15 protein-coding genes and 3 pseudogenes are annotated in these 21787 nt (G+C 34.1%); 6 read left to right on the top strand and 12 right to left on the bottom strand.

Features of this window, described 5'->3' with window-relative positions; translation table 11 throughout:
- Positions 1 to 543 precede the first annotated feature (543 nt).
- The 6 genes and pseudogenes from CVT13_RS06615 to CVT13_RS06575 form a co-directional block, all read right to left on the bottom strand.
- Positions 544 to 717 carry a transposon-encoded TnpW family protein gene (locus tag CVT13_RS06615; RefSeq protein WP_009295461.1) on the bottom strand — a complete coding sequence of 58 codons (174 nt, stop codon included), beginning with the start codon at positions 715 to 717 and terminating at the stop codon, positions 544 to 546.
- A 61-nt stretch (positions 718 to 778) separates the two neighbouring features.
- A pseudogene (locus CVT13_RS10680) lies at positions 779 to 1595 on the bottom strand (ATP-binding protein).
- A 219-nt stretch (positions 1596 to 1814) separates the two neighbouring features.
- A complete protein-coding gene (locus tag CVT13_RS10290; RefSeq protein ID WP_009295465.1) occupies positions 1815 to 2159 on the bottom strand; it encodes a hypothetical protein in 345 nt (114 codons plus the stop codon).
- Positions 2160 to 2916: 757 nt separating this feature from the next.
- Positions 2917 to 3105, bottom strand: a pseudogene (locus CVT13_RS10440) (DUF3847 domain-containing protein); the annotation flags it as partial.
- A gap of 501 nt (positions 3106 to 3606) precedes the next feature.
- Positions 3607 to 3960: a cupin domain-containing protein gene (locus CVT13_RS06580; protein WP_009295467.1), complete on the bottom strand. Its 354-nt coding sequence runs from the start codon at positions 3958 to 3960 to the stop codon at positions 3607 to 3609.
- Between the two features lie 77 nt (positions 3961 to 4037).
- Positions 4038 to 4955, bottom strand: coding sequence for a type II restriction endonuclease (locus CVT13_RS06575; RefSeq protein WP_009495139.1), 918 nt, complete (start codon positions 4953 to 4955; stop codon positions 4038 to 4040).
- Between the two features lie 102 nt (positions 4956 to 5057).
- Between CVT13_RS06575 and dcm the strand changes: the two genes are divergently transcribed.
- Positions 5058 to 6239, top strand: coding sequence for a DNA (cytosine-5-)-methyltransferase (gene dcm, locus CVT13_RS06570; protein WP_009495138.1), 1182 nt, complete (start codon positions 5058 to 5060; stop codon positions 6237 to 6239).
- Between the two features lie 2 nt (positions 6240 to 6241).
- On the opposite strand, the pseudogene CVT13_RS10285 reads toward dcm, so the two are convergent.
- A pseudogene (locus tag CVT13_RS10285) lies at positions 6242 to 8089 on the bottom strand (DUF4368 domain-containing protein).
- A 74-nt stretch (positions 8090 to 8163) separates the two neighbouring features.
- Between CVT13_RS10285 and CVT13_RS06555 the strand changes: the two are divergent.
- Positions 8164 to 9159 carry a Cj0814 family flagellar-dependent secreted protein gene (locus tag CVT13_RS06555; protein WP_234411992.1) on the top strand — a complete coding sequence of 332 codons (996 nt, stop codon included), beginning with the start codon at positions 8164 to 8166 and terminating at the stop codon, positions 9157 to 9159.
- A gap of 245 nt (positions 9160 to 9404) precedes the next feature.
- The gene (locus tag CVT13_RS10435; RefSeq protein WP_223227322.1) at positions 9405 to 9980 is read left to right on the top strand and encodes a hypothetical protein; all 576 of its coding nucleotides are present in this window, start codon (positions 9405 to 9407) and stop codon (positions 9978 to 9980) included.
- 63 nt (positions 9981 to 10043) lie between these two features.
- Here CVT13_RS10435 and CVT13_RS06545 read toward each other — a convergent pair whose 3' ends face one another.
- From CVT13_RS06545 to CVT13_RS06530, 5 genes are all read right to left on the bottom strand, one after another.
- On the bottom strand, positions 10044 to 10835 hold the full coding sequence (locus tag CVT13_RS06545) for a cell surface protein (protein ID WP_103628506.1): 792 nt from the start codon (positions 10833 to 10835) through the stop codon (positions 10044 to 10046).
- Positions 10836 to 10847: 12 nt separating this feature from the next.
- On the bottom strand, positions 10848 to 12029 hold the full coding sequence (locus CVT13_RS06540) for a Cj0814 family flagellar-dependent secreted protein (protein ID WP_107812008.1): 1182 nt from the start codon (positions 12027 to 12029) through the stop codon (positions 10848 to 10850).
- A 91-nt stretch (positions 12030 to 12120) separates the two neighbouring features.
- On the bottom strand, positions 12121 to 12819 hold the full coding sequence (locus CVT13_RS10430) for a hypothetical protein (protein ID WP_234411991.1): 699 nt from the start codon (positions 12817 to 12819) through the stop codon (positions 12121 to 12123).
- Positions 12820 to 12881: 62 nt separating this feature from the next.
- Positions 12882 to 13874: a hypothetical protein gene (locus CVT13_RS10425; protein ID WP_234411990.1), complete on the bottom strand. Its 993-nt coding sequence runs from the start codon at positions 13872 to 13874 to the stop codon at positions 12882 to 12884.
- A 104-nt stretch (positions 13875 to 13978) separates the two neighbouring features.
- Entirely contained in the window at positions 13979 to 15130 is a 1152-nt protein-coding gene (locus CVT13_RS06530; RefSeq protein WP_107812007.1) for a Cj0814 family flagellar-dependent secreted protein, read from the bottom strand.
- A 447-nt stretch (positions 15131 to 15577) separates the two neighbouring features.
- Here CVT13_RS06530 and CVT13_RS06525 point away from each other — a divergent pair, with 447 nt between their 5' ends.
- The 3 genes from CVT13_RS06525 (at position 15578) to hsdR (ending at position 21786) form a co-directional block, all read left to right on the top strand.
- Complete coding sequence (locus CVT13_RS06525; protein ID WP_107812006.1) at positions 15578 to 17719, top strand: tyrosine-type recombinase/integrase; 2142 nt, start codon at positions 15578 to 15580, stop codon at positions 17717 to 17719.
- The gene (locus tag CVT13_RS06520) at positions 17716 to 19398 is read left to right on the top strand and encodes a hypothetical protein (RefSeq protein ID WP_107812005.1); all 1683 of its coding nucleotides are present in this window, start codon (positions 17716 to 17718) and stop codon (positions 19396 to 19398) included. The genes CVT13_RS06525 and CVT13_RS06520 overlap by 4 nt, the downstream gene beginning before the upstream one ends.
- A 102-nt stretch (positions 19399 to 19500) precedes the next feature.
- Entirely contained in the window at positions 19501 to 21786 is a 2286-nt protein-coding gene (gene hsdR, locus CVT13_RS06515; protein WP_107812004.1) for an EcoAI/FtnUII family type I restriction enzme subunit R, read from the top strand.
- Position 21787 lies beyond the last annotated feature (1 nt).

Genomic DNA, 21787 nt, shown 5'->3' with positions numbered 1-21787 from the left:
CTAATTATTTTTTATACTTATGGTTACCTTTAATAAACCTAATATTTTATTAAAAATAGCCTATCCTGCATAGCCGTTTTTAATAAAGAAAATATTTTTTAGCGTGGGTCAAGGGAGCGGCAAGCTCTCCTTGCGAGCCTCTATGGAGCTGCGAATGGTAACATTTTGTAGCTACATAGAGTATGCTCGCCCTAATATCTGAATTGAATTTTGGCGCATACTGGAATTAAATCAGTCCCACCAAAGAATGACTTAGTAAAAGTAAATTTTTGTAATTTTTGTGATTGGCATATTTGTCACTTGTTTATTTTGACTGATAAATTTGGATAGTCAATTATTTTATGGTTACTTTAATTAAAACTTAAAAAGCAAGAAGCTAGGAGGCAAACCACGAATGATATTAGCATCTTAAGCACCAATATAAATTCATACACTAAGCAACAGCACAAACAAGGCAGGTCTGCAAATTTTAGTGATATTTTTAACCAAAAGACCAAAGAAAAGATTAGCGAGCCAAACCTGTAACAACTTGTCAAGGACTTTCTAATCATTTTTATCATTTTTTTGATGTTTTTCACTCTCAATTTCTCTAAGCATTATGCGTTTCAATTTGTCTTGCATTGTTTCAGTAGTATTTTTATTAAAATGTACAACAACTTCATAGGTAGTTTTTCCAATCTTCTTTATTGTTTTTGTTTCTGTATTATTTTTTTGCATATCATCATTCCTTTTCTTGCAATTAAAAAGCGATTAGAATTTTTTACTTTTCCAATCGCTCTCATTCATCTATTAAGTTTTGTGCTTTCTTCAGCTTTTCTTTGCTCTGTATTTTTCTTCTATCAAGTCCCGTTATCCTAAGAGGTAAACACATCTCGATTATCCTTGAATAAATCCTGCCAAGCATTATATCTTCCTGTTCTTTTTCTATATCTTTGAAATTAAGGTTAGTAGTTATAATGGTTGGTCTTGCCTTTAGGTATCTTGCATTGATTACATTGTAAATTTGCTCTAAGGCATATTCTGTATTTCTCTCTATTCCAAAATCATCAAGAATTAGTAGGGTAGGGCTTGTTATCTATTCGATATATTCGTTTCTATCAAGATTAAAGCCGCCTTTTTGTAAGTCGTTTAATATCTGTGCAAAGTTCCTCATTTTTACTGTATGGCTATATTCTGTAATTATAGCGTTGGCAATAGCACAAGCTACATAGGTCTTGCCACTTCCTACATTTCCGTAAAGTAACAGTCCAACATTATCTTTTCTCATTTCTTCAAAATGTTTTACATAGTTCTTTGCTTTTTTGATGATTTCCTTATCTGTATCTTCATCGGCATTTTTAAAGGTGTAGGCTATTTGATTTTTGGATATAAAGCAGCTTTGTCTCAACCTATCTTGTTTTAACAGTTTTTTCTTGTTCAGCTCTATCTCTATCACATTTACAAGCCGTTCTGATAATCATAGGCTTATCCAACATCGGAATTACCTTACCGTCTATTCTTTCATTACAAATCTTGCAATAGATATGTCCGTCTTCTTCATAGTGAGTATCTTTGTTGTAGATAAAATCTGTCCCTTGAATTTTTGTAGTAATCATATTTTCTTTATCATTCATAATTTTAGTCTCCTTTTCTACATCAGGCTCTATAATGCGTTTTTAAGGCTTATTTTTATCTTAACCATAGTCTGACACCTCTTTTATGATTAAACCCTTAAAAACACCTTTTATAGGCTGTCGCTGTCTTCATAGTTGGTTGAATAGGTTCTATGGCTTTTATTTTGATTATTTTTCTGTGATAGCTTTTCTTTATCCTGTTCATACCAATTCATACCAATTAAGGATTGTTACATAGTGGTCTTTGTAGTCTGTGCCTTTACTTTTGATATATCTTAATAGCTTTTCAGTCATTGTATCTGTATGACCTTTCAGCCTATCTTTTAGATTTTGGTATTTTTCATCGGTTAAATGAATATTTTGATACTCTCCATAAAGGGACACTGGGGCAACCTGTTCTATTCTCCTCTTATCTAATCTACCCTTAACTATACTATGCGGACAAACGGTTGACACTTGGTTGTCATTTGGTATACCAAGATTTTCAACCTTGATATATGCTCCATTTTCCGTTTGCGTTATACTTTGCTTTTCTTCAAGATACATCGTTTCTTTTCGTCTGTCATTTCTGATGTAGTTATTTATCTTCCAATAGGTAATGACTATAACCCCTCTTTAAAAGACAATTACAAAACCTTTTGTAATTAGAATTTTTAAGTCATCATCATCTGCCCTCATAGATAGATGAAAATACAGGCATTGGCTACTTAATGGCATATCCAAAAATAAGTCGCTATCCACTATCTTTATTGAAAACATCCTTTTATCTGCCATTTTTCTCTCCTATCTTTTGTTATGAAAATGTAGCAACAAATCGTTACTCCTTTTATCTTTTAAGGAAGTCGTGTTTCACTACCCCCTTTGATTAGTACTGTCTTTGATTTAGGTACACTCCCATTTTGGGAATGTGGCATTTGTCATCTTCTTATTTTTCTTTTGTTGTTTTAGATGTCGGTCTTAAAAATACTTTTGCTTTTCTATAAACTGAATGAGCGTTTTGAAACAGTACAATAGAAAAAGCCGACTTTTGTTGTTTCAGTATGTCGGCTTAATGTAAGCTATCTGTTTCAAATTTTTATTGTCAAGGGTGAGCGATAGTGAATGTGCTTTACCCTTGATGATAAAAAAGCGAATGAATTATATTCAGTTGTCTTTTGCCTTTAATACGGAAAAATGCTTCGGCTTTTTTCTTTGCTCCCCGCAAGGGTAAAAGCACCGCAGGTCGCAAGGACACCTAAAGGGTGTATAATTGCGCCCTTAGAAAATCTAAGGGAATTACAATTATACTATGTCCTTGCGTTTCTTAGTCTTTTTGAAATGCTCTTTGCAAAATAGCCTTTATTTCTTCATTACTTTTCTCGCTTGCTCCCTCAATTAAACTTTCTAAGATTGCTCCTCGCTCTATCAATCTATGGTTTCGCTTTTTTCTTTCTTCAAGGCTCGTTTGCTTTCTGATTTTCTTTTCCTGATTTTTAAGCTGAGATAGTTTCTTTTCATATTTTTTTTCTTCTTACTTGCTTTCAATCTTTTCTTTTACTTTTTCTAATTCTGTTTTTATTGTCCATAAATTTCATCTCCTTTCAAGTTTTTTTCATAAGAAAAGACGATAGATGTTTTACTTTCTATCGTCTTGAATCTGTATTATTCAGCTCGACAAACTGAAATTTGACTTACTTCTTGTATTTCTCAACGATTATGCCTGCTACAATACCTACAATAAATCCCGCCGTAGTAACAGCCGAAAACTTAAACTTACCCCAAAGAGAAGGAAGCGCAGAAATCGCAAGTGCATACCAAAACAGATTACTACTGAGCAACCAACCATATAAATAACTATGCTCACCAGTTGAAATATTAGTAAATAGCCAACCAATCAAGTTGCTCTCACCAATATATCACCAGATATACAGCTATGTATCCCAATGTTATATAAACATTTTTCTTTCTCAAGTATAATCACAATCCTTTGTCAAACGGGAATTTTATTTTCCTGTCACTCGTTTATAGGATCATAGTCGGAAGGGACAGGTGCTACTATACTTACAAAGATGATATCCTCATCTCCAGTATTTTTTGCTCCGTGGCAGGAGTCTTTCTTCGATACTATGACATGGCCTTTCTTGAATGGAACCTCTTCATTAGGCTGGGGGTAGAATATTCCCTCTCCCTGAAGGACGATCCATATATCGTCGGAATTGTGGTGATAGTGCTTTTGCAATGTCTGACCGGGTTTGATAACCCAGACCGATCCGCCTGTAGATTCTGTCTGATAAAACGGTGTTCTGACAGCCTTTTCCGGATCCTCTTTTTTTACAAGGTCCATGCAATAGATTCTCTGTTCGCTCATGATTATTTGCTCCTTTGTATTCCATAGTTTAATCGAAAAAATGCGATTTAATGATATACCGACAAATTCTAATTTGTCTACTTCTTTATGTTTTTTAATCTCTCATCATAATATTCTTCTACAAATTTATGATTTTGGTGTTTTTCAATTTGCTTAGTGATAAGCTCTATCATTTGCTCATTTTGTTCTACTGTGTAGTTGAAATTTTTCCAATGAGAAACATTGTCTAAACATATTTCAACCAACTTTTCAAAGGTTAATACCCTTTCATTATCGGAATAATATGTTTCTTTTATATTTTTTGTTGTTGTAACTTGTATATTAGCCTCATATAGAGTGTTCAATACATCAGAGCTAATAGAAGTATCAAGAGTTGCTAAAAACATTTCTCTTGCACCTGTTCTTCCCATTTCTTCAGGTACTTCTTGCCATCTTTCTCTTAATGTGGTTTTTGCACTAATTAAGACAGTATTTCTCTTATTTACAATGTATTCTAAAACACCCGGAGAAACTAAATCTACCAATTTACCAAGACCTTTATTGACAAACTCTTGTTTACCTATATTACCTTGACTGTCAAGTGGAATCCCTGCACCAATCAAAATGAGTTCTATAATACTTTCAAATTCTTTACCTGCTCTACTCCTCCTACTTTGAGTATTTGACAAAGTCAAAGCATATATATGTTCCGGAAATTCTTCCACAAACCAAGTAATTGCCTCTATTGGTGTAAGAGTTTTGATATACTCATCATCAACTAACTCTTTTAGCATTTTTGAAGTAAAGTCTTTTTCTAATGGCTGAAATTCACTCCAACAGCTATTTCTAAGTTTTTCAACAACTTCACTTGCATTACTTAAAAAGAATTCTTTAGGGACTTTGTCGTATCCTAATGTAATAAAATTATCATAAACTAAGTCATAAGGCTGTTTAAAGCCTTCTTTCCTTTTTTCTTTAACTAAGTTTTTATATTCATCAAGAGAAATATTTGCCATAACTCTTTTCCTTTCTTGAAAAATTTTCTTCTATATGGTACAATAGTGTCAAATAAAGGACAGTTAGTCCTTGAAATAACATATATAAAAAGGAGAATATATATGAATATTATACCACAAATCATAGATAATTCCCCTGCTATTTTAATAAAAAATAAGCGTATCAGATTACAAATGACTCAAAAAGAATTAGCTGATGCTGTTGGTATGTCCAAATTCGGAGATAGGACAATTCGCAGATGGGAAAATGGAGAAAGTCAGCCATCGTCCATTGAGCTGAAACATATTTTATCATTTCCTGAAAAAGTACCTTTCCCCAATAATGAAAATGCCCCCTATAAAATCATTGATTTATTTGCCGGAATTGGTGGTACAAGGCTTGGATTTTACCAAACAGGTAAAACAAATGTCGTATTCAGTAGTGAAATTGATAAATTTGCAGTAAAAACATATAAGGCAAATTTTGGTGAAACTCCTTTTGGAGATATTACAAAAATATCTGAAAAAGATATTCCTAATCATGATATTATTGTCGGTGGTTTTCCTTGTCAAGCATTTAGTCAAGCCGGTAAAAAGCTTGGTTTTGAAGATACTCGTGGAACATTATTTTTTGAAATTGCAAGAATTATTAAAGAGAAACGACCTAAGGCATTTCTTCTTGAAAATGTCAAAAACCTAAAATCTCACGATAAAGGTCGTACCTATAAAACAATAGAAAAAACATTAAAGGATTTAAACTACGATGTTCATTCTATTATACTTAAAGCAAAAGACTTCGGTGTTCCACAAAATAGAGAGCGTATTTACATTGTTGGATTTGATAAGGATAAAATAGATAACTATAAAGATTTTTCTTTTCCAATTCCTCCCTGCCCAGATGTTTCTGTGGGAAATATTTTAGAGCAAAATGTTGATACTAAATACACCATTTCAAATGCACTTTGGCAAGGTCATCAACGACGAAAGAAAGAACATAAAATAAAGGGAAATGGATTTGGTTACACATTGTTCAATGAAAACAGTCCTTATACAAATACATTATCTGCAAGATATTATAAAGACGGGAGTGAAATACTTATTGAGCAAAAAGGAAAAAATCCACGAAAACTAACACCTCGTGAAGCTGCAAGACTTCAAGGCTTCCCCGAAAACTATATCATTCCTGTAAGTGATACTCAAAGTTACAAACAGTTTGGTAATTCTGTTGCCGTTACTGTTATCCATGCAATTGCAAATAACATAATTGATATACTTGATACCTGTACTAAAAAAGAGATTGACTAACTTCAATCTCTTTTTTCTAACTTATTAACTTGTATACCTGCCCTTTTCAGAACCTTTAATTTTTCTTGTTTTCTCTGTTCTCTCCTTGCCTTATACCTTTCCTCATATTCCTGTTGTTTTCCATTTACTTTACGCTTTAAGTAGTTTTGATGAAGTCTATCTTTTCTTTCCTTGATTTTTCTCTCTTCTTCCTCAATTTTTAATCTTTCTTCTTCTTCTTCTTCAGTCAATTCTTCTTTTGGTGGCTCATAGTTACCGATAAAATTAAAATATATCTCTATTTTTTGCTTTGATGTTTGACTACCTTTTCTATTCCTTTCATGAACAATAATCTTTTCTACAAACTCATTTATCATTGTAGTTGTAAGTTCATCAAAATTTTCATATCGGCTTATTAGAGATATAAACTTTTTCGCCTTATCTGTTTCTTTTTCATATCTTGATATTGCAAACTCTAAGTCTTTAATTTCTTTGCTTAAAGCTATTTGCTCTGTTTCATATTGACTGTTAAGTATCTCATATCTATTACTTGGTATTTTTTCAAGTATCATATCTTCGTAAATACGGCACATCAATCGTTCAAGTTCCTGAAGCCTGTTTTTACTTTCCATTAATCTTATTTTTTTCTTTTCTATCTCTACTTTTTCCTTTTCTTCCATTTCATTTTAAATGGAACGGATAAAGGCTTCGTGATCTTCATCAAGATATTTTTTAATGTCTTTTAAGGTTTCCTGTATAAGGTTTAAGACTGCTTCCGCTTTTATCCTGTGAGTAGATGGACAAAGCGTTCCACAGGGTACTTTCGTGTAAGCACTGCAAGTGTAATAGGGAATATTTTTGTAATTACTTGTTCTATGAACATACATTTTACTGCCACAATCTGCATAATACATAAGCCCAGTTAAAGGGTGATATTCTCCCCAACCATCGGGATACCTTTTTACATTTCCTCTTATCCTTTGCACATTATCAAAGGTTTCTTGGTCTATAATTGCCTCGTGGGTATTTTCAAATATCAGCCAGTTTTCTTCAGATACATATTTGCTTTTCTTATCCTTGAAATGCTTTCTTGTTTTGAAGTTTACAGTATGACCTAAATATTCCTGTTTCTTTAAGATACTTACAATTGTAGAACTGCACCAGCGATAAGGATGTTCAAACACTTTGCTTTGATGTAGTCCATATCCTAATTTTTGCTGATGGTAAGCAGGTATATCTACTTTTTCACTTTCCAATATCTTTGCTATTCGATACGGACCATTGCCTTGCATGGTCAGATTGAATATTCTCCTTACTATCTCCGCTGCTTTTTCATCTACAATCCACTTATCTTTGTCTTTTTCATCTTTGATATATCCATAAGGTGGAGAGCTTGCCGTATGCTTTCCGCTTTCCCCCTTTGACCTGAATGTAGATTGTATTTTTCTTGAAGTATCTCTTGTATACCATTCATTCATAATATTTCTAAAAGGGGTAAAATCATCTTCTCTATAAAAGCTATCTACATTATCATTGATAGCAATGAGCCTAACTCCCTTTTGTCTTAAGATTTCCATACATTGACCGACTTTAAGATAGTCTCTGCCAAGTCTACTCATATCTTTTACGATTATACAACCTATTATATTACCTTGATTAACTCCGTTCATCATTGCCATAAAGCCCGGTCTATCAAACTGTGTTCCGCTTATTCCATCATCTGTAAAATGTATGATGTTGCTTAAATTATTTTTACCTGCATATTCTTCAAGGATTTTCTTTTGATTTACAATAGAATTGCTTTCTCCTTGAAGTTCATCATCACGACTTAATCTCTCATAGAGTGCTGTTATCTTTTCATAATTCCTCATTTTTACCCCCTTTCTCTTAGTTTCTTAAATAAAAAAGAATTAAGAAGTACATATTTCACTAATATAGTGATTAAGTGTTCTCCTTAATTCTATTACTCCAAGAACCAGCTAAATTTACTTATACCACTTCTTCACAAAATAGCCTTATCTCTTTAAATTTTAATGAGCTTCAAGCTTATGGCTACACAGTAGATAAGGCTGGCTTTATGGGAGCTGATTTTAATAAAGCAGCCAGCTTACCGCAGGACTTTAAAATCCACAAAAGCACACTTGATGAGCTTAGTAGATTTGCCGAGCGCAACCATGTGTTAAACCGCATCAAGAGCAAAGACGAGCAGATAAAGATCTTTGATAATATCGATATGGCTGACACCATAAAGCACTACTACAGACTATTTGATCAAATGACCTCTGCTTTAGGTGATGATAAAAAGAGCTACACCCTTGCAGATATAGGCAAACTACCAAAAGGCTACAGTACAAAAGGCACTCGCTATGATGCCAAAGGACATTTGCTAAAAGATCTATCAAACTCTACTATCTCAAATATCTACTCTAGCACTGATGAGCTAAATAGCGCTAAATCTCTTAGCAAAGAGCTTTCAAGTGCAGGCGTTAGGCTCATAGTAAAAGAGGTTGATTTTACGATGAGCGAAGCAGGTGATGAGTTTAGCTTTAACCCTGATATGTCGGTATATCAAGTAGATGAAGGTTACAGTAAAGAGGCTCTTTTCATGGGATTTTTGCGCAGCTCTAGACCACTACCTAGTGATAGTGCAAAGACTAAGCTAAGTAGCGCTGCCTTAAATGATATCTCAAGCACTGGAGAGCATAAAGAGTATTTTGTGGATTTTGAAAAAGTGGGTAAAGATAGTGAGAGTATAAAAGCACTCATAAAAGAAAGGCTTAAAGAGCTAACCCTTTTAATGTATGCAAGATCAAAGAACATTAACGCAGAAAGTGTTACCTCAAACGAATATGAGAAATTTAAACCAACTAGCGAGGATATAAATTCTCTAGCAAATTCTTGGAGTGAGAGGATAAGCGCTATCAGTAAGACTTTTGTGTAGAGATAAATCATATATAAACTAAATCGCTAAAAGGTCGATTTAGTTATTGATTATACTCTAGCCCATAAAAGCATTAAACCCAAGTAGGTTGAATTTATATTCTTTAGCTGAATGTGTGTTAGTGTATAAAACAGCATTGCTGGATAGGTGGTAGCAAGATGCTCTAATGCAAATTAATACCATAAAAAAGAATTAAAACCTACGAAAGAGATGCTGGAATATCTAAATAAAGCGAGACCTTAACAATGCTTAATAATATAACCTATTCGCCAAATCTAAATAACAATTCACTATTTGAAGGAAAAGAATTTGCGAGTAGAGTTAATTATAAGAAAGTGATGGGTAATAGCACAAACTTTACTGGAGCTTTTAAATCCTACAATGATGATAAACAAACCATCTGGGGCAAAACGTCAGATAATGATCTAGAAGGACAAAAGATACGTCGAACTTTAGAAAGATTTGGTGTGTCTTTTAGTAATGAGGGTCGTGAGCTTCTCGAGTCGTCTAATATAAGTGTAGATGAATTTATTGAGAGATATTCTAAAGTTATAAATAGGAGTATGCCACAAGAGGTTGGTGACTATGGGCTAATGGATCAAAAAAACGATCATGAAGAACAAAACAATCAAACTGACACGCAAAAACAAGAAGCCTTTAAACCTATGCAAGTAACTAAGAAATTTAAAACTTATGATATGCAAGCCGATGAGAAATTTAAAGAATTTTACAAATTTATAAAAACTGAATTCGATAATGGCGAAAGCATATTTGAAATTTTAGAAAAAGTCGCAAATAAAAAAGTGGATAAAACCGTATAAAAGGACTAAATTTAGAGCAATCATTGCTTTCTACAATAAAACAAAGTAGCTATTTTTTATTCATCAAGCCATCTTATTTAAAATTTGCTTCTTATCTATCTTTTGCATAAGCTCTAAGACGTCTATGCCTCTTTTTTCTTTGAAATTTAAAAGCTCTCTTGCATAGAGAAATTTTTGATCCTTATTTATATCATATGTCTCATACTTCTTCTTAACCTGCATAGGTTTAAATTTCTTCTCAGCCTGCTCTTTAGCAAAATTTGCATTGTATTCTTGTTCTTCTTTAATTATCTGCTTTCTTTGTTCTGCAACATCCTTTGTTGCTTTTTCTCTTGCTTTGGCAAATAATGTTTTAAATTCATCTATGCTTAGGTCGGTTCTATCTAAAAGACTAAGCGACTCCTTGTTATTATTTGGATAAAGAGAAGACATGCTATCCATAAAAGCTCTTAGGTCAGCCTCCTCTTCTTTTGTGCCAAGACCTATTAGTTTGCCCATCATGGTTGGCTTGCCATCAACAGAGTTTTCCTTTAATATATCAGAATACATTATAAGGACTTGATCTTTTGCTTCTTCTAAAGTTTTTGGCTGTTTCATCGACATGGCGTTGCGATCTTGTTCGGTATTGTAACGCTTAGAAAGCATATTATCTATTTTGCTTATCGTTTTTGCAACCCAATTATCTTCATTTTCGTCTATGTCAATAATCTCTTTTATGCTCTTTCCAACTGGACCATACCATAAAGCTTCTATTTTGGCCTTTTCATCATCTTTGGTATCTTTAGGGATATTTTCTTTTTGGATAGTGTTATCTTGTATTGGTGTATTGCTAAGTCCGTTTATGCTAGTTATCACTTCAAGTTCCCCTTACGCCTTTATATCAACATCTTTTTTTATGCCAAGCATATCTACTAGATATTTTCCAGCTGGGTTTTCGTTTAGCTCTTTTACTAAATTTAAAGGTGGCATGCTAAATTTTAAAAAGCTATCCATAAAATCTTTGCTCTTTTTTCCGTCTTTGTCTATCTCACCAAAGAGTAGCTTTAGCATTTTTAGATTATGCTCCATCATCTTTTTAAATGAGAGTTCGTCTTCTTCATATCCCCTACGCCTATCTTCAGGAGTGCTGACAAAGCCACTTTCTAAGTCGATATAGACAAAGTCTCTTTTAGATCTGATGTAGTCTTGCATATATTTAGGCATACCTGCTATGTCATTATCAGTAGCATTTATAAAGCCAGGTCCAAATTTCATCTCACCCATTAGATCAAACAGCTCAAATGCTCTATTAAATTCTTTACTATCTATGCTCTTATCATAGCCTTCTCTTTTGCCTTGTGCTGTTGTCTCGCCCTCTCTTACATCAAGGTTGTTGTTTATAACGGCTGCTATGAGACCGCCTTTTGTTATAGAGCCATCTTTATTGGTGTATTTCTCTCCATGCGGATCCATAAATACACCAATGACCGTGTTTTCTTTGCCGCCATTGTTGTTGTTAAAGATATCTGTTGTTGGCTTTAATGGCTGCCTGCCGTCTCCTCCTTTAAAGCTTGGGTTGAAAAAAAGCGTGCTTATCATCTGCTTATTTGACTCTTTGCCGTTAAAATCAGCCGCAGCCGAGCCAAATTCATGAATGGAGTTATTGATCTTGGTTACTTGCATACTTTGGCGGTTATACTCAAAGCCTTGAGGGAAATTTCTTATCTCATCTAAGCTAAAGCTATCTTTTGAATTTAGCGTGTCTTCGCCAACTACTTGGGAGAGAACTTTGTAGGCATTATTTACAGTTTTTAGTATATCGATGCTGTCAAAAACCCTTTGCATATAGTCAGGCTGCGTCGCTATCCTGACTAAAGACTCCAGTGTGCTTGAGTGAATTTTATAATCACTTGGGATGCCAGCTTGTTTATTAAACTCATCTGTAAAGTAGCCATCTTTATCTACCTTGTAGCCTAAAACCTCTGAGCTTGTTTGGTTGGTAGAAACTTTGGTTGATACCTTTATGTTCTGCTCTAAATTTAAGGCGTAACTACTAAGTGCGTTTATCATCTAATATCCTTTTGGCTTCATGCTAAAGATATCGTCTTTTTTGTGAAAAGTTTTATTTTGCCAAGGGTTTTTAGTATGCATAAATTTACTCCTAAACTCTCGTATCTACCTTTTTATAAAGCCTATCTTTGCTAGATAGTTCTTTAAATTTGAGGTCGTTTTCAAGGTAGGTGATGTTGTAAATTTCTTTGGTGGTGATGCTTTTGCCGTTTTCAAGTCCGATCAGAAATTTACTTGTAAATTTATCAGAGAGGTTTTTAACTAGCTTTGCTCCAAGCTCTTTTAGGCTAGATATCTTCTCATCTTGCTTTATGCCTATATCTTTAAAGTCAAGTCTATTTAGCTCTACATCATTCATGCTCTTAGCATCTAAATTTATACTTGCTCTTTTACTATCTTTGTCATCTTTGCTTATTAGCTTGCCCGTGTCGTTATAAATTTCTTTTACCTCTAGCTCTCTTCCGCTATCAAATTTAAGCGTGATAGTGCCATTTTTGTTTAGCTTCATAGCTATTACGCTGTCTGTGTCCTTTAGAGCAGCTGCAGCCTTGCTCGTATCACTCTCAAAAGCATGCTTTACTCTTTCTAAATTTTCTAGGCTAAATTCGAGCCCAGTTGCCTTTTCAAACTCGCTCTCCATAGCGATCATATAAGATGACTTTGTGGCTTTTAGCTTTGAGATGAGATCATCTGCATCTTCTACATCATTTTCTTTTAAATTTTTGCTTATCCACTCTACATCTTTGCTGTGAGCACTAGACTCTTTTTGGTAGTCATTATAAAATTTCATAAAACTATCTTTTTGATAGCCTGCGTATGAAAAACTCTCATCTTGTTTATATCCAGCAGGTTTTATGATAGGGTTAAACTCACTAAGCTTTTTTTGCCGTCAAAGCCAACTTTCTCATAGGCAAAGTTGTTTAAGCCACTCTTGTCGTTAAATATCTTATTATCCCTAAGATCTACCCAGCCGTCTTGGTCTGCATGGTCTTTGAAAAATTTATTAGTCTCTTCTTTGCCTATCTTTTGGTAGCGATACTCGGCCGAAAATAGAGTATAAGGGTTTGAGTTGTTTAAACTAACTCTGTAATCAACTGTGTTTTTGCTAGCAAAGTCCATAGCCTCATGGCTTAAATTTCTAATATCTTTTTTAATAAAGTCGTTAAGGTTTATCTCGCTTACGACTTCGCTTAGTTTGAAAATTTTCTCATTTCCGTCTTTGTCGTAGCCTCTAACCTTTAGCTTATCAAAGTATTTATCACCAGAATTTATCACTCCGTCCTTGTTGCTATCAAAGTTAAATAAAAATCCATTTGCATCTAGCTTGCCTATGCCTAGTTTGTCGTTATCGTCATAAAGATCCAAAAAGACCTCCACATCACCCAGTGAGGTTTTTATCGTTTTTTCATAGGCATAGTCATTTAAATTTGTAAATTTAGTATCTGCTGCCGCAATGGGCTTAATGGGAGTTTTTGAATTTATAGATGAGAAATAGGTTCTAGTTTGATCCACTTTCCTTAGTGCTGAGGCATCTTCGCCAAAGAGATATTTGTTTTCAAAGTCCTTTTTGTCCCAGTTTCTCCGCTGGATATCCACGTAAGAAAAAGCATCGTTTGTCCCGCTATCTGCTTTAGCATACTCTGACTTTACGCCACTGGTGCTGGCATTTTGAATGATAGAGTAGGTGCTATTTGAGATAAGCTTAGTAGCTATGTCTTTAAGCTCAGATTTTAAATTTGTATTGTCTAAAGTTTGCACTCTATCTACACCAAGAAGGACTCTTGAATAGATCATATCTTTGGGTAAATTTATATTTATGGGCTCTAAATTTGGTGATACATTCATTTTAAATCCTTTTAAAATATATATCTTATATCGGCAAATATAAAAAATGTTTAGTAGTATGGGAGCTAAAAGGGCTTAGAGCGAATGCCTACTATGTTATATTTTTAAAGCTCTCTTGTCTTCATCCTCTCATCAAATTCTTTTAAAACATCCATTATCTTACTTGCTAGCCCCTCAAGCGTTTGATCTTTTTTAAGCTCTAAATTTCTAAGCTTTAAAATCCTAGCTAGTATATCTTTTAGATCTTTCTTACCAGATAGTATCTCATCATAATAAGCCTTTGGTATGCCTATCTCGCTTCTATCTTGCTTTGTAAGTATGAGTGTGTCTCTATATACATTGCGAGCCTCATCGGTTATCCTTGTTGTGCCACCTTGTAGCACAAGACCTTGCTCGTTTTTTAAAAATGCTACAAAAATTTGCTCCTTAGTATAGCCTTGTTCATTGTCATATACAGACATATCAGGCTTGAAGTCATATCCAGCACTACTAACCCACATATAAGGGATAGTATGCTCAGTTGTCATCACTTCTGGAGAGAAGTCAAGGAAATTTCCATTGACTTCTACATTTATATCGCTTAGATCATCCCACAGTCTATGTGCATCGTCTGCATCTTGAGCTGTTCTAAATACATGAGTTATCTTCTCATTACTCCTATCAGTTAGCCCATCTATCTCATCGCTGGTCATCCTACCCATTAGATATTCGAAATGATCCATTTTTTTATCTTTTGAAAAGTAGCCCTTTGGCATCTTTACTAGATCTTCATTTGAGTAAAATTCTTTACCCTTGCTAATAACTCCAGCTGAAATTTGATCAAAAATTTTATAGTATTGCTTTATGGTATTTGCTAGATCGATATTTGCAAAGCTATCTTCTCCAAAGAGTTGGTTATCTTTCTTTGTTTCCATTGAAAAATTTATACTATTTGGGTGCTTTTGATTGTGTAACACTATCGCATCAAGCGTGCTTTTGTGGATTTTAAAGTCCTGTGGCAGACCTGCTGCTTTGTTAAAGTCAGCTCCCATAAATCCTTTAGCATCTACACTATATCCATAGCCCTCTTGTGAAGTAAATTTAGCCTGATAAAGAGAGTCGATACTACTAGATGAAGCAAAGTCATTTTTAGGAATAGTGGCTTGGTCTATCAAATTTATATTTAGAGTGTTGGGTAGAAAATTTGCAAAGCCTTCGTTTTTTGTCTGTTTTTGGTAGTGCTGTTTTGTTAAGATGGAGTTATAAGAGACTTTCATAGCTTACTCCTTGAAATTTAGCTTCAAAGAGTAAGCAAAAGTTGTGCCGTAGGACTAACCCGCTTTTGTCAGCAGAGTGAAAAGTCATGCGTAAAGTCTTGTGAGTTTGTTTTTGGATCTAAATTTTACCAATTAGTAAAAAATAAAAGAAAAATTATAGAAAGCATTGTGTAAAATAAAGCAATTCTTAAAAACTGTACCACTTTTTTAAAAAAGTGTACCATACTTTTAGAAAATTTAAAGAAAGGAAAGACTACAAAAAGGGCAGTTAGAGTATCAATAAGTAGGGCATCTATGGTGTCACGGGGGAGACTTGAACTCCCGACCTCCGGCTTATGAGGGTTTAAAATAAACCTTGTGTAAGCACCAAAAAGACGGCACACAGCCAGTTTCACACTAGGTATCTGCTACATTTTGCTACAAAGTTATATTGCATAGGTAACAAAGATGCAATATCTAGTCAAACGAAACGGCATATACTACTTTAGAGTAGCCATTCCACTATATTTGAGACCTTATTTTGGTAATAAAACCGAATACATAACCTCCTTCCTCACAAAACGCTTTGATACAGCAAAAAATCGTGCTAAGATCTACTCTATAATTTTTAACGCGATTAAAAAGGCATGGAAGATGAATTTGACCAGCGAACTTATAGAGCACTTGGTGCTTATGCTTTTAAAAGCCAAGGAGGCCAAAAGTATCAAAGAGCATGATATGCTTGGCAGATATATAAATTTAGATGGACTACTATCACTAAATTTGTTTTTAAAACAGAGTTTAAAAGAGGATAGCTTACCCAGTGTCATATCAAAAGAGGTCGATGAGATCTGCAAAAAGCTATCTTGCGCCGATCCTCAAACCAAAAAGTTTCTTGGCAAAAGAGTGCTTGAGGCAACGATAGATAACATAAATCACATATCATATAAGATGTGCAAAAACCAAAAGTTATTAAATGATAAGCAACAGGCATTTGTACCACTTGGTAAAAAGCACAATAGTGCAAATTTAGATGATAATACTGAAGACAAGATAGCAAAAAGTATCAAAGAAAGTAGCTTACATAGCTATCAAGACAACATAGAGACTTTAAAAAAGCAGAATTTGGTGCTGCCTTTTACTAAAAAATCTCTAAAACACTCTGTTTGTGAGCTAAGAGATGCTATAAATGAGCTAGCTAAGCAAAAAGGCGCGCTCACGCAAAACGATATTCTAAGAATATTTGGTTGTGAGTTATCGCCAGATGGAGATAATGAGCTAAGTGATGATCTAAAATTTGGGTATGGAAATTTAAATGATCCTAGCTTTGGTGGTCAGGTAAAGCTATATAAGGCAGATAAATATGAAGATAAGGGTATAGTTTTAAGTGACATTGAGGCTAAAGACCTTGCGATAGATGACACAAGTGATGCTAGTAACATGACTTTTAATGAAGCTATAAATTTCTTTCAAAAGCTCTTCTCAAATAGAGCTAAAAGTCTTAGATATAAACTAGACTCTTCTACTAAAAATGAGAGTAAAGCTGACATGCTCACGCTAAAGAGTGCTTTTGAAAACTATATATCAAACACGAGTATTTCAAATAATTGGAGTGACAGCACATTTGGCCTTGTTAGACATGTAGGACGGCTCATGTCTATGAAATTTGGCGATGAACTAGACATCAAAAAGATAAAAAGAGATGACTTGCTAAATTTTAGAAATGTCTTACTGCAACTACCAACCAAACTCTCTCAAAATAGTCTCTATAAAGATAAAAGCTTAGATGAGATCATAGCTTTGGCAAAAGATAGACCAAAAATTTCTAAATCAACCATCAAGAAGTATATTGTTAGAGTTAGTGAGTTTTTTAAATACTGCTACGATAGCGACTATATAGATAAGAACCCAGCTATAGATCTGCAAATAAGTATAAACCAAGATGATGTTACAAATAAAAACCCTTATGAAGATAGTGACGTAAATGCACTTTTGGATATTGTTAGTAAGATAAGATTAAGCGGTGATACTAAAAGTCAAAGAATTAGCAAAGATGAGCTATTTTTTGTTACCCATATAGCAGCTTATTCTGGCATGAGACTAAATGAGATAATTCAGCTAAACACAGATGACATAGTCGAAAAATATAACATAGTATGCTTTAGTTTAAATACAAAAATAGATGTAAAAACAGGTAAGAGTAAGACTTTAAAGACTAGAAACTCTGTAAGGATTGTTCCTATCCACTCTAAGCTAAATAGCATTGGGCTGCTTGAATTTATAGAGAATAAAAAGAAGCTAGCTAGGAAATGTGGCAAAGCAGTTAGGTTATTTAACTGTGACAATAAAGACTTCTCTGAATATTTTAGAAAGAAGATAAATACTAAAGTTATAGAAGATGGTGATAAGACAAGGACATTTCACTCATTTAGACATACTTTCATAAATAAGCTCATTCAAAGTGGCCAAAGAGTTGAACATATTGCTGCTCTTGTGGGACATGAACAACAATACAAGATTACCATGAATACTTATGGCGAACCAGTAACTCCTAAAATTCTAAAGGATCTAGTTGAAGAGGTAAATTTTTATCAAGGAGGGGAAGGGTGAGTACTCCTAAAGTTGATGAGCCTAGTCTAAACCTTTGTGTTAGAAGTGAATTCTTAACATCCAAAAAGGCTATTATAAGATATGAGCATAATACAAGAGAGGCCAAACATGCTAGCAAGATAGGATATCTTAGAGGCAAGAGTACACACAATAGGTATATAGTCCTAAGCGAATATAATAACAATGGAAATATGCGGGAGATTAATAGCTCTGATAAAAACTTTAACAACAAGAAGTATATAAAGTCACTTATAATGCAATATCATAAGATGATGAAAGATGATTATGAGTCCCAAACAAAAACTTATAAAAATGGCAAGGTTGTTAAAAACCATTGGCGAGATAACATGGTCGGCTTTTCCGAGGTGGTCATAAGCTTTGGTACTAAGCGTGATAAAGAGCCAAAAGAGGGGCTAAATTCTACTGAAGTAAATTTTATAAACGCTAAAGTTTCGCTAGATAGAGTACAAAGATTTGCAAATTTATACTGTGCGAAATACAATGTAAAGTGTCTGCTTATAGCTGAGCATAATGACGAGAAGACTAGGCATTACCAGCTTATTTTTACAAATTACCTATTTGAGGAGCATAAAAATATTAGATTTGATGGTAAAGGAAAGACTAGTGCCTTTGGTAGAGGGCTACAAGAAATGGGCGCAGAAGCATTTGATGGTATTGCAAATCGTGGATTAAAAGGCAGTAGACTTAGACATAAAAATTTAAAGCAAATGCACCAAACAGAAAGAGAGTATAAGAGTGAAAAAGAGTTAAGAAATAGCATTAGAAAGCTTATAGATAAAGAAATAATAGATCATGCAGAAATAGTAAACAAATTTTTTGGTGACAAAATTGATTATTTTAAGTTAAAAGTTGACAGCAAAAAGGCTTTATTAGATGCTCTTACAAATTTAGTCCTAGAACAAGCAAGAGAAAAGATAAAAATAGTCACTAATGCCGAGTTAAAACAAAACATCGAAGTGCTAAAAGAGCAACTGTTAGATAAAAGTGAAGTATTGGCAAGAAATAGAGTGTTAGAGCAGTTGAATAGAAATCTGATGCAGGAAAATGAAAAACTAAAAGAGACTAACACTGCTCTAAATAATCAAGATGAAACTATAAGAGACCAAACCTTGCAAATAATCGATCTTTCATCCAAGCTAAATCAAAAAGAAAATGAAAACGAAATGTTGCAGGATGAATTAAAAAGCCTCAAAGCCGATAAAGACCAAATAGATGTTCTAAAGCAAAAAGCTGATCAAAGCGATATATTGCAAAATAGGCTTAATGAGACTTACAAAAAAATAGAGAGTGTAGAAATGACAAATCGATTCTTATTACAAAGAAAAAGTGAATTGGAAATGTCGCTAAGCAATGAAGAGATCTTAAGAGAAGACAATAATACAAAACAAAATTTGATTGATGAGCTACAAGTCTCTATAAAAGGCAAAGATCAAAAGATATCTGAGCTTGAAAACAAAATTACCCAAAAAGATAGCAAAATAGATGCCCTAGAAAACAAGATGACTATCCTAGAGAGCTTTAAAACGAAGGCTATAAATTTCATGTCCAAAATAAGTCGTTTAATACCAAATTTTAGTAGCATGCTAGACAATGAGCCTCCAGAGATAAAAAATGAGATAAAAAGTAGGATGTATAGTAGGAATGAAATAGATATGTAGTGTAATTTTTCTTTGAGATTTAGATTAAATTTTTAGATATAATCTAATATTTTCTAAACTTCTCATAATTTTTATTATAAAGAAGTTTCTAAGGGCTTCAAGATGACTGAAGAAGACGTAAAACTCAAATTTATAACACCCGCCATCGAACAAGCTGGTTGGGATAAAATGAGTCAAATTTCTATGGAGTATCAAATAACCGATGGCAGAATAAATTTGATAAACAACGTCGCAAAAAGGGATAAGGTCGGTATTAAAAAAGCCGATTATGTCCTAAGTTATCAGTTAAATTTGCCGCTTGCCATCGTAGAAGCGAAAGATGATAGTCACGGTGTTAGGCATGGACTAGAACAAGCCAAAATGTATGCACAAATGCTTGATGCTCCATTTGCATATAGCTCAAATGGCAGTGGCTTTGTGGAATTTGATTTTTTGTCCGGCTCTCAGCGTGAGTTAGCTCTAAATGAATTCCCAACTCCATATGAGCTTTGGCAACGATTTTTGAAATATAAACATTTTTCATCAAGAGCTTTTAAAATCATACAGGAGCCATATTTTTATGACCAAGGTGCCAAAAAACCAAGATATTATCAGCAAGTAGCCATAAATAGAGCCATTGAAGCCGTTGCTAACGGCAAAAAGCGACTAATGCTGGTTATGGCGACAGGTACCGGTAAAACCTATGTAGCTTTTCAGATTATTCATAGGCTATATCGCGCTGGCGCAAAAAAGAAAATTTTATTTTTAGCAGACAGAAATATCTTGGTTGATCAAAGTGAAAGCGGCGATTTTAAACCATTTGGTAACAAAATGACTAAGATAAAAGACAAACTACTTGATAGTTCGTATGAAATTTATCTATCGCTTTATCAACAGCTAGTAGACGAAGACGGCAACGAGCCGTTTCGCGAATTTAGCCCAGATTTTTTTGATTTAATCATCATAGACGAGTGCCACCGAGGATCTGCCAAAGAGGACTCACAATGGCGTAAAATTTTAGACTATTTTAAATCCGCTACCCATATCGGCCTTACGGCCACGCCTAAAGAGGATAATGAAATATCAAATAGTTCATATTTTGGGGAGCCTATCTATACTTATAGCCTAAAACAAGGTATAAACGATGGCTTCTTAGCTCCGTTTAAAGTTATCCGTGTTGGTATTGATGTGGACTTAATGGAGTATAGGCCGCCAGAAGGCATGCTTGATGATTACGGCAATGAGATACCAGATAAAATTTACAACATAAAAGATTACGATAGAAATTTAGTTTTAACTAATAGAACAAAGCTTGTAGCTAGTCGCGTAAGCGAATTTTTAAAAAGCACCGACCGCATGGCTAAAACTATAGTCTTTTGCGTAGATATAGAGCACGCACAAAGGATGTGTGAAGCATTACGAAACGAAAATAGTGATTTAGTAAGACAAAACCCCAACTATATCGCCCAAATTACCGGCGACGTACCGAACGTAAATGCTATGGTAGAGAGATTTTCAAGACCAGACGAGATATATCCTGTTATAGCTGTTACGTCAAAGCTTTTAACAACCGGAGTTGATTGCAAAACATGCAAAGTCATTGCGATAGATAGTTGTATAAACTCCATAACCGAATTTAAGCAAATCATAGGCCGCGGTACGAGGCTTAGGGAGGATTTTGGCAAGACGCATTTTACGATTTTGGATTTTAGGGGTATTAGCCGTCTTTTTGCGGATCCTAAATTTGATGGAGAGCCGATAAAAGAAGACGATTTACCAGCAAAAGAAAAATTTATAGAAGAAAAACCGCCAAAGCCAAAAGAAGATAAAGAAAAAAGCGGTGAAAGAAAAATCGTGATCAATGGTACTGAAGTCAAAATATTAGACGAATTAGAGCAAATTTACGATCAAAACGGCAACCTAATTGCCAGTGACTTTAAAGACTTTTCAAGGCAAAACATCTTAGCTAAGTTTAAAAGCCTTGAAAATTTCATAACAAGCTGGGACGCGCAAAGTAAAAAACAAGCTATTATCAATGAGTTAAAAGATCACGGCGTATTGTTAGATGAGCTAAAGATAAAGCCTGAGTTTGCGAATTTAGATGAGTTTGATCTGATCTGTCATATAGCTTATAACAAACCACCGCGCACTAGAAAAGAGCGTGCAGACGGCGTCAAAAAGCGAGACTTTTTGAGCAAATATTCTGATAAAGCAAGAGTGGTTTTGTTAAAACTTATTGATAAATACGCAGATAACGGAATAAGCGACCTAGAAAACATAAATGTACTAAAAAATGATCCGTTTAGAGATATGGGTGGGATGCTAGAAATAGTAAATGAATTTTTTGGTGGAAAAGAGAAGTATTTTGAAGCCATAAAAGAACTTGAAAAAGAAATTTACGCAGCATAAG

The organism is Campylobacter concisus (assembly GCF_003049085.1).
GTDB classification, from domain to species: domain Bacteria; phylum Campylobacterota; class Campylobacteria; order Campylobacterales; family Campylobacteraceae; genus Campylobacter_A; species Campylobacter_A concisus_H.
The sequence above is the reverse complement of the archived record's forward strand: the minus strand, read 5'-3'. Positions and strand labels throughout refer to the sequence as shown.